Genomic DNA, 12,931 nt, shown 5'->3' with positions numbered 1-12,931 from the left:
ATTTCGTTGATTATCTAGGGGTTGTGATTATTAGTTAAATAAGCGTTAATAAACGAAAGCTAAGTTTTTAACCTAGAGTACAAGGGTTTGCTGCTTATCAGCCTTAACTAATCAGGGATTATCCGGTGAAGTTCATAAAGCGATTATTCATATTTACATTGATTTGCATGATTCTTGGAGTCAGTACAATTTTCGGGTTTTATTATTACGTAAAACCAGAGTTGCCTGATGTTGCCACTTTGCGCGACGTTGAACTCCAAACGCCGATGCAAGTCTTCAGTCATGACGGTAAATTGATCTCTCAATTTGGTGAAAAACGTCGTAATCCAGTCACTTATGACGAGATTCCTCGCCACTTAGTTGAGGCTTTGATTGCTACCGAAGATAGCCGTTTCTACGAACACCCAGGTATTGACCCAATCGGTATTACTCGTGCAGCGATCGTGGTTGCTATGTCGGGTTCTGCCAAACAAGGTGCGAGTACCATTACTCAGCAGCTTGCGCGTAACTTCTTCTTATCTAATGAGAAAAAGATCATGCGTAAGATTAAAGAGATCTTCATTGCGATCCACATTGAGCAGCTTCTTAGTAAAGAAGAGATCATGGAGCTTTACGTAAACAAGATCTTCCTTGGTCACCGATCGTATGGTTTTGGCGCAGCAGCGCGCGTTTATTTCGGTAAGGATCTTCCAGATCTAACCCTGAGTGAAATTGCGACGCTTGCGGGTATGCCAAAAGCACCTTCTACGATGAACCCTATTTACTCTATTGAGCGTGCGACCAACCGTCGTAACGTCGTATTGCGTCGTATGTTAGACGAGAATTACATCACTCAAGAAGAGTTCGATGACGCTCGTAACGAAGAGCTTGTTTCGAAATACCATGGTGCAGAAATTGAACTGAGCGCACCATATGTCGCTGAAGTTGCACGAGCTTGGATGGTAGAACGCTACGGTGAAGAAGCTTATACATCAGGCATGAAGGTCTACACGACCGTTGATTCGAAACTGCAAAAAGCAGCGAACCAAGCCGCGATTAAGAACCTACTTGGCTACGATGAACGTCATGGCTACCGTGGTGCAGAAAAAGTGTTATGGCAAACAGCTCAATCGGCTTGGGATCATGACCAGATCGTTAAACACCTAAAGTCTCAACCAACCTATGGTGACCTCGTCCCTGCGGTTGTTACTGCCATTGATTCTAAAAGCGCTCAGGTATGGGTTAAGAACAAAGGCGAAGGCACGATTGAGTGGCAAGGCATGAGCTGGGCGCGTAAGTTCCTAACAGATGACCGCCAAGGCCCTGCCCCATCTACAGCAAAAGAAATTCTTGCTGTTGGTGAGCAAGTTTGGGTTCGCCATGAAGCAGTAACAGGCGACGAAGTCTCTGAAGAGCCAACAGAAGAGTCAGCGACGACAGAATCCGAAACACCGGTTGTTTGGCGCCTAAGCCAAGTGCCGAATGCAAATACTGCATTTGTAGCAATGAACCCGAACAACGGCGCGGTATTGTCGATGGTGGGTGGCTTTAACTTCGTTCACAACAAATTCAACCGTGCGACGCAATCTATTCGTCAGGTAGGCTCTGGTATCAAACCATTTATCTATTCTGCCGCGATTGAGAAAGGCTTAACACTGGCATCTCTTATCAACGATGCGCCGATCAACCAGTGGGATAAGAGCCAAGGTACAGCATGGCGACCGAAGAACTCACCACCGACTTACGTGGGCCCTACTCGTTTACGTATTGGCTTAGCTCAATCGAAAAACGTAATGGCGGTACGTGTACTGCGCGAAGTTGGCTTGGATGATACTCGTAACTACCTAACTCGTTTCGGCTTTGATATTGATGAAGTACCTCGCTCTGAAACCATTGCACTGGGTGCTGGTAGCCTAACGCCAATGAAAGTAGCGCAAGGTTACTCAGTATTCGCGAATGGCGGTTACTACGTTGAACCTTTCTACATCAGCCGCGTTGAAACACCATTTGGTGAGACTGAGTTTGAAGCAACACCGAAAGTGGTTTGTAAAGACGATTGCAAGCAAACCATTACAGCAGACCCAATGGCAGATGAGTTTGCAGAACAAGATGTAGATGCCGAAGTGCAATACGCACCTCAAGTTATCTCTGAACAGAACGCGTTCCTAGTTCGTGAAATGATGTACAGCAACATCTGGGGTGGCGGTGATTGGAGCGCTGGTACTGGTTGGAACGGTACAGGTTGGCGTGCACAGCCGTTGAAGCGTCGCGACATTGGCGGAAAAACAGGTACGACTAACGACTCGAAAGATACTTGGTACAGCGGCTACGGCCCTGGCATGGTTGCAACGGTATGGGTTGGTTTTGATAACCACAATCGCAACCTAGGCCGAACCAAAGCGAACTCGAATCTTGGCAAGAACCAAATTACAGGAGCAGAAGCTGGAGCGAAAACAGCAGAACCAGCATGGGTTGATTTCATGGGTACTGCGTTAGCGGGCGTTCCTGCTGAGCGCAAAGAGATTCCTGAGAACATCGTCCGCGTTCGTATCGACCGTGAAACTGGCTTACTAACCAACAAGTTCGATAGCTCATCAATGTTCGAGTACTTCGAGAAAGGCACAGAGCCAACCGAGTACATCACAGAGCGTTTCAATGATGATATCTACTCAACTTCATCCGGTGAAGCAGTAGAAGAACTGTTCTAGATAGGGTTTAACCTAGCAACATGAACCAACAAAAAGGGTTGATATGAATTCATATCAACCCTTTTTATATCTACATCTGAACGAACTCCGCTCTAAACTCGATCGCTAATCCGTTTTTTCCAATTGAGCTCGGATAGTCTCAGCCAACTGCTCGAAACGTCCCTTCAACGGAGAGCCGGGGCGGTAAGCCACGACAATTCTTCGTGAAGGTGTTGGATTCACCGCTGGCACGTAACACACTCCATCTTTCTGCTTTTCCTTTGGTACCGATAACTGAGGTAACAAGGTAATACCCGCCCCCGCAGCCACCATGTTACGCAGCGTTTCTAGGCTGGTTGCCTTAAAGCGCTCGTCATCTTTCGCACCCGCAGCAAAACAGAAGCCCAAGGCTTGGTCTCTTAAACAGTGTCCGTCACCTAGTGCCAGTACGGTTTGCCCATTTAGCTGCAGCATATCGACAGTGTCTTGCTGAGCCCATTCGTGATCACATGGAACCGCAACACTTAACGGCTCGTCATACACATCAATCTCTTTAAACACCGCCGTTTCATCGACCGCAGCCAATACCAAGCAATCAAGCTTGCCATCTTCAAGTTGGCTCACTAACTGATGGGTCTGAGCTTCATGCAGGTAAAGCTCAAGATCTGGGAAGCTCTCTTTAAGATGAGGAACAATCTTAGGCAAGATGTAAGGACCAACGGTTGGAATAAAACCAATGTGCATCGGTCCCGTCATCGCTTCACCGTGTCCACTCGCCATATCTTTAAAAGTTTTCACTTCATTGAGAATACGCTTGGCTTGCTCAACAAGTTGTAACCCTGATTCTGTAAATATTACCTTCCTTGGACTACGCTCGGTTAACTGAAGTCCAATTTCATCTTCTAGTTTGCGTATTTGACCGCTTAGTGTCGGCTGACTGACAAAGCACGCTTCTGCCGCTTTTCGGAAGTGTTTATGCTCTGCGAGTGCCACCAAGTATTCAAAGTCACGAATGTTCATGATCAGTCTCTTACCTCAGGTTTTAATAAGAACAAGGGGTTCTAATCGAAACATTTAAAAGAAAAATGCTCTTGATAGAATTTACCTATCAAAACCATAACATCAAACGATTAGAGCTATCAAAGGATTTATCTAATAATGGGCTCAACAAAACGAAACAGAGCGACGAAAAACGTTAAGCTCTAATAGAATAAAATTAAAAATACTATTTAAGGAAATCAATATGTTTGCATCTAAAGAAGGTCAATCAATCCCTCAAGTAACATTCCCAACTCGCCAAGGCGATGCATGGGTTAACGTAACGACAGAAGAGCTTTTCAAAGACAAGACAGTTATCGTATTCAGCCTACCAGGCGCGTTTACGCCAACATGTTCTTCAAGCCACCTACCTCGTTACAACGAGCTACACTCTGTGTTCAAAGAGAACGGTGTTGATGACATTCTGTGTGTTTCTGTAAACGACACGTTCGTAATGAACGCATGGAAAGCTGACCAAGAAGCGGAACACATCACATTCATCCCAGATGGTAACGGTGATTTCACAGACGGCATGGGCATGCTAGTTGAGAAAAACGACATTGGCTTCGGCAAACGTTCATGGCGCTACAGCATGCTGGTTAAAAACGGCGTGGTAGAGAAAATGTTCATCGAAGAAGACGTACCAGGCGACCCGTTCAAGGTTTCTGATGCTGATACTATGCTTAACTACCTTGCTCCTGAGCACAAAGAGCAAGAGTCAATCACAGTATTCACTAAGCCAGGCTGTCCTTTCTGTATGAAAGCGAAACAGAACCTAATCGACAAAGGTCTAAACTACGAAGAAGTAGTACTAGGTAAAGATGCAACAACAGTGAGCCTACGTGCAATCTCTGGTCGCACTACCGTTCCTCAAGTATTCATCGGTGGCAAACACATCGGTGGTAGCGAAGAGCTAGAAGCTTTCCTGGGCTAATCACTGCCAAATGGCTAACTCACTCACTTGTGAGTTAGCTAACCCTATCGGGTTGAATCAAGCTTGTGGCTCGCATTAACCACAGTCACAAGCTAAACCTAATAAAACAGAATCACAAAACTGACCCGCTATCCTGACTCACAAAAATATCACATGAGTTGGAGGGGTTCGTTCAAACTAAATTCAGCCATTGCGAGAAAATTATTATGAAACAAGTCAATGTAGATGTAGCAGTTATCGGGGGCGGTACGGCAGGTCTAGGTTCTTACCGCGCTGCAAAAGCACACACTGACAGTGTCGTGATGATTGAAGGCGGCCCTTACGGTACTACCTGTGCTCGCGTTGGTTGTATGCCATCTAAACTGCTTATTGCAGCCGCAGAAAGCGTACACCAAATCGAGAAAGCTCCGGCTTTTGGCGTTCACCCACAAGGTGATATCGTGATTAACGGCCGTGAAGTGATGGACAGAGTAAAGTTTGAACGTGACCGTTTTGTTGGTTTTGTTTTAGAAGGCGTGGATGAAATCCCAGAGCAAGACAAGATTTCTGGCTACGCAAAATTCTTAGACGACAACACGCTGCAAGTTGATGACCACACGGTTGTGACGGCTAAGCGTATTGTTATCGCAACCGGTTCGCGCCCTGCATATCCTGCAGTTTGGAACGAGCTTGGTGATCGCCTAATCATTAACGATGACGTGTTCAACTGGGATGACTTACCAGAATCAGTTGCCGTATTTGGCCCAGGTGTTATTGGCCTTGAGCTTGGCCAGTCGCTGCACCGCTTAGGTGTGAAGACAAAACTGTTCGGTTTAGGTGGTCAAGTTGGCCCAGTAACTGACCCTGAGATCATGGCTTACGCTGATAAAGCCTTCAATGAAGAGTTCTATCTAGATGCCGACGTGAAAATCGAAAGCATGAAGCGTATTACCACTGAATCAGGTGAGGCTCGCGTCGAGATCCAATTCATCAATAAGCAAGGTGAGCTAGAAACCAACGTCGTTGAGTACGTGCTGGCAGCAACAGGTCGTCGTCCCAATACAGATAAACTTGGCCTAGAGAATACCTCTCTTGAGCTTGATGAGCGTGGAGTTCCAATCGCTGACCACTACACACTACAAACATCATTGCCATCAGTATTCATTGCAGGTGATGCCAGCAACCAACTGCCCCTGCTACACGAAGCGGCAGACCAAGCGCGCATTGCCGGCGACAACGCAGGTCGCTTCCCTGAGATTCGTGCAGGCCTACGCCGCTCTAAAATCTCAGCGGTTTTCTCTGACCCGCAAATCGCGATGGTGGGTGAGACTTACAAAGAGATCACTACTCGCTTAGGTACATGTGGTTGTTTCGCAACGGGTGAAGTTTCTTTCGAGAACCAAGGCCGCTCACGAGTAATGCTACGCAACAAAGGTATTCTGCATGTTTACGGTGAGCAAGGTACAGGTCGCTTCCTTGGTGCTGAAATGATGGGACCAAACGCCGAACACTTGGCTCACTTGTTAGCATGGGCACACCAGAACAAGATGACGGTTTCTGAGATGCTAGACATGCCGTTTTACCACCCAGTAATTGAAGAAGGTGTTCGAACAGCGCTACGTGACCTCAATGCGAAACTACACCTAGGTCCAGAGATGGTGAAACACTGTCTGGATTGTGGTCCTGGCTGTTAATCTCGGTGGATTGAGATAGAACACATAGATTAGATACTAAAAAGGAAAGCCATTGGCTTTCCTTTTTGTTTTTGGCAACGAGTAAATAATAGATTCCCGATTACGCTCCTTCGCCGCTCTCGGGAATGACAGTAATTTTCATACACGTCTAGGCGAAGCTAACCAGAATTGCGGTGCTTTTCAAAACGCGTCTAAACTGAATCAAAGTGACGCATCAGCTAAACCAAAACTAAGCTCGTCATTCCAGAACCGAGGGATGAGGTATCTGGAATCTCTTAAAGCCGTTACTTATCGCTAAATACTAGAGAATTACTTCTCAGCTGCAATCACAGAGATCTCAACAAGTAGCGCTTCGCGGGCCATGTCGCCAGTCACACATGCGCGAGCTGGAGCGTGACCTTCAGGAACCCATGCATCCCATACTGCGTTCATTTCTTGGAAGTCTTTCATGTCTTTCAAGTAAATCGTTGCTGACAGCATGTGCTCTTTATCACTGCCTGCTTGCTCAAGTAGGACTTCTACTTTATCCAACATCGTCTGTGTCTGCTCAGTGATGTCTTTGGTTGCATCAGCACACACTTGGCCACATAGGTAGATAGTGCCGTTGTGTTTAACAATACGGCTCATGCGTTGTTTGGTTTCTTGGCGCTCAATCATCGACTTTCTCTCTCTGTGTCACCGTGATCCAATATCTTGTGACGTGTTATTATCAGGGCAACAAGCATAACGCGAATCAAACCCAAGATGACATGCATTCATTGCAATAAAAGTGAAAAAATCCGTAACAAACTCGGTCGTTGCCAGCGTTGCATGAATCAGCTGATGATATTGTCGATTTTGAGTTGGGGAGCGTGGTGGTTATTTTTCCGAGAAGACCCAAAAACCATCAATGCGATCGCTTTGATGATGGCTGCTTTCGCGTTCAGTGGTTTGCTATCATTGCATTGGATAATGAAGTTTGTGGTGCTGCCTTTAAGGAACAAAAAGCGTTAACCGAGAGCTTTGTTGGAGAAGCGATATAGACTAGATGCCTAATTAAATGACCCGGCTTAGCAAGCCATCATCATTTTCCAAACAGCAGATAGAAAAAAGCCCCAGAACCAATCGATTCTAGGGCTTTCTTAGAAAATTCTAAGAAAAAGCAGTGGTACTTTAATAGACCTGGCTTTTCTTAATTTGTTCCCAAAAAAGATCAGATTTTTGATCTTTTTTTTAGGGGCTATAAAATCAATACCTTATGCAACATTAACCTTAGCGATGATCTGTTCTACCAAGTTTACTTCTAACGCCACTTCATCACATGCATGTTGACGAGGACACTGGTCGCAATCTTTCAGTACTTTCTCTGGTAGCAGAGATTTCGATGTTGGTAAGAAGTCATGCTTCATGAAGAACTCAGGTGTACGAGTCAGTACAAATACCTTCTTGATGGCCATTTGGCGTGCTTTCTCAACCAAGTGCTGAACAATCGCGGTGCCCTGCCCTTGACCTTGCCAGCCGGCCTCAACACCCAAAGAGCGAATTTCCGCTAAGCCAGAGTCATACACGTAGAGTGATGCACAACCTGTCACCTCACCATGGTGTTCTGCGACCGCAAACGAACCAATATCACGCACCAGTTCATTGCGAGAACGAGGGAGGTTTTCACCCATATTTGCCCAGTAAGCGACCATACCTTCCAACGCTTCAATATCGGTCAGACGAGCAGGGCGCACCTTGACGATGGAAGTGTCACGCTGTGATAAACGTTTCTCAGCTTGGTCAACCGCGTAAGCCACTTGTTGTGGTGATACACCGCCTAGCGCGCTACGTTTTTCAAGACACGATTCAATGGTTAGGATGTCGTACACATCTTCTTCAATCACCTCAGAGAACTCTTTCATCTCTGCGATGGTTAATTCTTCTAATGCACAGCCTTTCGCAATCGCCGCCACTACCGTTACACCGACAATATGGTGAGCTTCGCGGAAAGGAATGCCTTTCGCAACTAAGTAATCAGCCAATTCGGTTGAGTTCGCGTAGCCTTGTTTCGCTGCTTCCAGTGTACGTTCGCCGTTCACTTTTATGCCATCGAAACAAAGAGCAGCCATTTCCATACAATCATTCCAAGTGTCTAAAGCGTCGAACAGACCTTCTTTATCTTCTTGCATGTCTTTGTTGTACGCCAAAGGTAGAGCTTTTACTGTCATCATCATTGCGGCTAATGAACCGTACACACGACCCGTTTTGCCACGAATAAGTTCTAGCGCATCTGGGTTTTTCTTTTGTGGCATCAGAGATGAACCTGACGTCACGGTATCCGCTAACTCGATGAAGTTTGATTCACCAGAGTTGTAGAAAATCATATCTTCTGCAAGACGCGAAAGGTGAAGCATAGAGATAGAAGCGATCGACATCAGCTCCATCACATGGTCACGGTCAGATACTGAATCGAGAGAGTTGCGCGTTGCACGACGGAAACCTAAGTTGTGAGCTAACTCTTCACGGTCCATCGGGTAAGCGGTTCCTGCAAGGGCACCAGAACCCAGCGGACATGTATCTAGACGCTTAATCGCATCATTCAAACGAGAATAATCACGCTCAAGCATTTCAACGTAAGCCAAGCACCAGTGAGCAAAAGTTACCGGCTGAGCACGTTGTAAGTGAGTATAACCAGGAAGCACGGTTTCTTGATGCTGAGAAGCAACGTTCACCATTTGACTTTGTAGGCGATCCAATGCTAGTAGCAGTTGGTTACCTTGCTGACGACACCATAGTTTCAGGTCTGTCGCCACTTGGTCATTACGAGAACGGCCAGTGTGAAGCTTTTTACCCAAGTCACCGACTTTGCCGATAAGTTGTTGCTCAACCCAGCTGTGAATATCTTCTGCATCAGAACGTAGAATCTGTTCAGGATCTTCCATCACCTCAAGTTTTAGCTCATTCAGTGCTAACTCAAGCTTCTGTTGCTCTTCTTCTGTTAATACGTTGACCGACAGTAGAGCTTTAGACCAGGCAATTGAGCCCACAATGTCTTGCTCAGCCAATCGGTAATCAAAACGAAGAGAATCGTTAAAATCTTTGAACCGGGTGTCTGCTGCTTGGGTAAATCTACCGCCCCATAATGCCATTGTGTATCTCCTAATTGCACAGTGCTCACTGTTTTTGCAAATGATAATTCTGATTAAGATTCAGTATTTTTCTGATGGTTTAAACTTACGGCAATTCAAAATGAAAATAAAGTATTAATTCATTATTTTCACATATTTATTCACCAAAAGTTGAATCCATTGCTTATTTTCAGCGTGGAGCGCGAATTATATGCCATTCGATAGTAAAAACCGAAGCTGATTTATTAGGCGAATAGAAACTAAAAAGCCCACTCACTAATCAATAGTGAATGGGCTTTGCATAATAATGTCTGTTTACTGACCTTTAAGCTTTCATCAAAGGTTCGCTCACTAACTCATTGTTAGGATTACTTTTGGCTATTCAGAGCACGGATACGGCTTGATAGCGAGTAAAGGCGGATGAAGCCTTCAGCGTGGCTTTGGTCGTAAACTTCATCTTCACCAAAGGTTGCGAACTCTTCAGAGTATAGGCTGTTGTCAGAACGCTTCTGAGTTACCGTTGCATGGCCTTTGTAAAGCTTGATAACGACTTCACCATTCACGTCTTGTGCTAGCTCTTCTGTCGCTGCAAGGATTGACTTACATAGCGGAGTGAACCAACGACCATCGTATACAAGGTGAGAAGCTTTAACACCTAGCTCTTCACGGAATTCGAATGCAGCTTTATCAAGAACCAGTTGCTCTACAGCGCGTAGTGCTTCCATCATGATTGTGCCGCCCGGAGTTTCGTAACAACCACGAGACTTCATGCCTACAAGACGGTTTTCTACGATATCGATACGACCAACACCGTGCTTAGCACCCTTCTCGTTCAGGTAAACCAGTGCGTTGTATGGCGTCATTGTTTCGCCATCAACCGCAACCACTTCGCCTTTTTCAACTTTAAGCGTCACTGTTTCAGATTCGTTTGGCGCTTGCTCTGGGTCTACCGTCCAAGCCCAGCAATCTTCGTTTGGCGCGTTCCATGTATCTTCTAGAACACCACCTTCTGTCGAGATGTGCCATGCGTTTGCGTCACGCGAGTAGATCTTAGTTAGAGAAGCCGTACAAGGGATGTTACGCTCTGCTAGGTAATCTAGACACTCTTCACGGCTTACTAGATCCCACTCACGCCATGGTGCAATTACGTGTAGGTCTGGTGCTAGTGCTGCGAATGCACCTTCAAAACGAACTTGGTCATTACCCTTACCAGTACAGCCATGGCACAATGCGTCTGCACCTACTTTACGTGCAACTTCAACCTGCGCTTTCGCGATGATTGGACGAGCCATAGAAGTACCTAGTAGGTATTTGCCTTCGTAGTAAGCGCCTGTTTTTAGCGTTGGGTAGATGTAATCTGCCACCATCTCTTCTTTAAGGTCAGCGATGTAACACTCAGAAGCACCAGAAGCTTTCGCTTTCTCTTCGATACCAATCAATTCTTCGTCGCCTTGACCAACATCCGCGACAAACGCAACCACTTCACAGTCATAGTTCTCTTTCAACCATGGGATGATTACTGATGTGTCTAGACCGCCAGAGTAGGCTACTACAACTTTCTTTACGTTAACTTTGCTCATTTTCTTTCTCCTAGTTTCCATACTGCACATGGCGGTCAGCGTTGGAAATAACTTCATAATTATATGTTTATTTAGTTTGTCTAAATTCTTTAAGTAGTAACTCGTTGTGAGAACTACTGAGGTAAAAACTGTGTTCCTATGCTTTTACCTGAAAACAGTTGTGTTAGCTTTTCTGGGTATCGCCAAGTAGCAACTTCGATTGGTCGTCCGAGGTCGTTAGCGGCTTCTAGTGCGGCTTGAACCTTAACGATCATGCCGTCAGTAATCACTTTGCCTGCAATAAGGTCATCGGCTTGTTGTTGATTAAGGCTTGAAATGAGGTGGCCTTTGCCATCCAACACACCACTTACATCAGAAAGAAGTACCAGTTCAGCATCAAGTGCGCCAGCAACGGCAACCGCAGCTTGGTCGGCATTGACGTTCATCAGTTGGCCTTGCTCAGTTAGGCCAATAGAACTTATGATTGGCAGTGCACCCGCATTAAGAATTGCTTGCAGCACAGTTGAGTCGCCCGGCTCCGCTTTTCCTACTGCACCTAGTTCAGGGTTCAGTTCGCTCACTTTGCATAAACCACCATCCGCTAGGCTCAAACCAACGGCATTGATACCGTCTTTAATCGCCTGACCTTGAAGTAATTTATTCGCCGTACCCGCTAGTGCGCCAGCGATCACTGGGATCTGATCGTAAGGAGTAACACGTAGCCCTTCTTTCTTAACGGTTTCGAGGTTCAACTTATTCATCAAATCATCAACAAGGTAACCACCGCCGTGAACAATCACGATTGGTCGTTGTGCTTGCTGTTGGTAAGCAGAGATAGCACCAAATAACTTGCTAAGTGTTTCACCACAAGATAGCGCAGCGCCACCTAACTTTATGATTAATGGTTGATTATTAAGGCTCATATCTAGATTTCCTTACACTAACGCAGTTAATGGCGCAAAACCATAACGTAAATTTAAACACTGCATCGCTTGGCTAGATGCACCCTTTAATAAGTTATCAATCGCTGAAACAACGATGATGTGTTGCCCTTGAACCTTCCAACCTAAGTCGCAGAAAGGTGTCTGTTCTACATCTTGAATTCTTGGTAATGTCTCTTCGAGTAATCTCACCGCAGGCTTGCCTTGGTAGGCTTGCTCAAAGGCATCTTGTATCTGTTGTTCTGTCACGCCTTCAGCCAGTTTCATGGTGATGGTCGCCAAAATACCGCGCTTAAAGTTGCCGAGGTGCGGAGTGAAAATCACATCACATCCTAAATGTGCAGCCATTTCAGGTTGATGACGGTGATTAAAGACGCCGTAAGCTTGCAGACTTACTTCGCAGAAGCTGTTAACCATAGTCGCCTTACGACCGGCACCAGTAACACCGCTGGTTGCATTAATCACTGGCCATTGGTTCTCATCCAATAACTTTGCTTCAACCAAAGGCTTAATCGCCAGTTGAGATGCGGTTGGGTAACAACCCGCAACTGCGACAAGTTGAGCTTCTTTAATTTCTTGTTCGTTCCATTCCGCTAAACCGTAAGCGGCTTTGTCTAGCCATTGTTCGTGTTGGTGTTCAAAACCGTAGAACTCTTGGTAGAAGTTCTCGCCTTTAACTCTGAAGGCACCCGATAGGTCGAAGACTTGGCAATCGTTCTCTAGAAAGATTGGCGCTAGGTCGTGACTTACCTCGTGCGCAGTCGCTAAGAAAATCACATCAGACTGTTTAGCCACTTCTTCTGGATTCGTTAGTGGTTGCACTGGCATATCAATCAAGCCAGCTAACTTACCGTGCAATGCCGCAATAGGTTTACCTGCGTCTACACTATTGGCTGAGACATATAAACCTGATAGCGTGAGCTCAGGGTGTCTGTTTATCATTAGAGCCAGTTCTGCTCCTGTGTAGCCGCTTGCGCCAATGATCGTGGTTTTCAACATCTCAACACATCCATTCTTGAGGTAAGTTACAT

The 12,931-nt window shown here is 45.8% G+C and carries 10 protein-coding genes and 1 pseudogene; 5 read left to right on the top strand and 6 right to left on the bottom strand.

The genetic code is table 11. The annotated features are described in order from the left end of the window. Window positions 1-125: 125 nt before the first annotated feature. On the top strand, window positions 126-2,687 hold the full coding sequence (locus BCT34_RS03855) for a PBP1A family penicillin-binding protein (protein WP_076656785.1): 2,562 nt from the start codon (window positions 126-128) through the stop codon (window positions 2,685-2,687). Window positions 2,688-2,792: 105 nt separating this feature from the next. Here BCT34_RS03855 and oxyR read toward each other — a convergent pair whose 3' ends face one another. Next, window positions 2,793-3,686 carry a DNA-binding transcriptional regulator OxyR gene (oxyR, locus tag BCT34_RS03850; protein ID WP_076656784.1) on the bottom strand — a complete coding sequence of 298 codons (894 nt, stop codon included), beginning with the start codon at window positions 3,684-3,686 and terminating at the stop codon, window positions 2,793-2,795. Between oxyR and BCT34_RS24595 the strand changes: the two are divergent. The 3 genes and pseudogenes from BCT34_RS24595 (at window position 3,685) to BCT34_RS03835 (ending at window position 6,311) form a co-directional block, all read left to right on the top strand. Beyond that, window positions 3,685-3,865 (top strand): annotated as a pseudogene (locus BCT34_RS24595) (hypothetical protein). The gene oxyR and the pseudogene BCT34_RS24595 sit on opposite strands and share 2 nt — an antisense overlap. A 44-nt stretch (window positions 3,866-3,909) precedes the next feature. After that, window positions 3,910-4,638: a glutathione peroxidase gene (locus tag BCT34_RS03840; protein WP_076656783.1), complete on the top strand. Its 729-nt coding sequence runs from the start codon at window positions 3,910-3,912 to the stop codon at window positions 4,636-4,638. Between the two features lie 206 nt (window positions 4,639-4,844). Next, a complete protein-coding gene (locus BCT34_RS03835; protein ID WP_076656782.1) occupies window positions 4,845-6,311 on the top strand; it encodes a dihydrolipoyl dehydrogenase in 1,467 nt (488 codons plus the stop codon). Window positions 6,312-6,620: 309 nt separating this feature from the next. On the opposite strand, the gene BCT34_RS03830 is transcribed toward BCT34_RS03835, so the two are convergent. Then, window positions 6,621-6,968 (bottom strand): RidA family protein, encoded by a 348-nt coding sequence (locus BCT34_RS03830; RefSeq protein ID WP_076656781.1) that lies wholly within the window; start codon window positions 6,966-6,968, stop codon window positions 6,621-6,623. Between the two features lie 87 nt (window positions 6,969-7,055). Between BCT34_RS03830 and BCT34_RS03825 the strand changes: the two genes are divergently transcribed. Next, window positions 7,056-7,304: a DUF3624 domain-containing protein gene (locus BCT34_RS03825; protein WP_076656780.1), complete on the top strand. Its 249-nt coding sequence runs from the start codon at window positions 7,056-7,058 to the stop codon at window positions 7,302-7,304. Between the two features lie 242 nt (window positions 7,305-7,546). Here the strand turns inward: BCT34_RS03825 and argH are convergent, their stop codons facing one another. From argH to argC, 4 genes are all read right to left on the bottom strand, one after another. Further along, complete coding sequence (argH, locus tag BCT34_RS03820) at window positions 7,547-9,421, bottom strand: argininosuccinate lyase (RefSeq protein ID WP_017061136.1); 1,875 nt, start codon at window positions 9,419-9,421, stop codon at window positions 7,547-7,549. Between the two features lie 347 nt (window positions 9,422-9,768). Continuing rightward, window positions 9,769-10,980: an argininosuccinate synthase gene (locus tag BCT34_RS03815; protein WP_017632086.1), complete on the bottom strand. Its 1,212-nt coding sequence runs from the start codon at window positions 10,978-10,980 to the stop codon at window positions 9,769-9,771. A 113-nt stretch (window positions 10,981-11,093) separates the two neighbouring features. Continuing rightward, window positions 11,094-11,882, bottom strand: a complete 789-nt coding sequence (gene argB, locus BCT34_RS03810) for an acetylglutamate kinase (protein WP_076656779.1) — start codon at window positions 11,880-11,882, stop codon at window positions 11,094-11,096. Between the two features lie 12 nt (window positions 11,883-11,894). Continuing rightward, window positions 11,895-12,899, bottom strand: coding sequence for an N-acetyl-gamma-glutamyl-phosphate reductase (gene argC, locus BCT34_RS03805; protein WP_017063685.1), 1,005 nt, complete (start codon window positions 12,897-12,899; stop codon window positions 11,895-11,897). Window positions 12,900-12,931: the final 32 nt, after the last annotated feature.

Source organism: Vibrio sp. 10N.261.45.E2 (assembly GCF_002875705.1).
Lineage (GTDB): Bacteria > Pseudomonadota > Gammaproteobacteria > Enterobacterales > Vibrionaceae > Vibrio.
The sequence above is the reverse complement of the archived record's forward strand: the minus strand, read 5'-3'. Positions and strand labels throughout refer to the sequence as shown.

Excerpts from the sequence above, each read along its gene's own strand:
- argB (WP_076656779.1), bottom strand. The coding sequence starts at position 11,882 with ATGAGCCTTAATAATCAACCATTAATCATAAAGTTAGGTGGCGCTGCG.
- BCT34_RS03835 (WP_076656782.1), top strand. The coding sequence starts at position 4,845 with ATGAAACAAGTCAATGTAGATGTAGCAGTTATCGGGGGCGGTACGGCA.
- argH (WP_017061136.1), bottom strand. The coding sequence starts at position 9,421 with ATGGCATTATGGGGCGGTAGATTTACCCAAGCAGCAGACACCCGGTTC.
- BCT34_RS03825 (WP_076656780.1), top strand. The coding sequence starts at position 7,056 with ATGACATGCATTCATTGCAATAAAAGTGAAAAAATCCGTAACAAACTC.
- argC (WP_017063685.1), bottom strand. The coding sequence starts at position 12,899 with ATGTTGAAAACCACGATCATTGGCGCAAGCGGCTACACAGGAGCAGAA.
- BCT34_RS03830 (WP_076656781.1), bottom strand. The coding sequence starts at position 6,968 with ATGATTGAGCGCCAAGAAACCAAACAACGCATGAGCCGTATTGTTAAA.
- BCT34_RS03840 (WP_076656783.1), top strand. The coding sequence starts at position 3,910 with ATGTTTGCATCTAAAGAAGGTCAATCAATCCCTCAAGTAACATTCCCA.
- oxyR (WP_076656784.1), bottom strand. The coding sequence starts at position 3,686 with ATGAACATTCGTGACTTTGAATACTTGGTGGCACTCGCAGAGCATAAA.
- BCT34_RS03815 (WP_017632086.1), bottom strand. The coding sequence starts at position 10,980 with ATGAGCAAAGTTAACGTAAAGAAAGTTGTAGTAGCCTACTCTGGCGGT.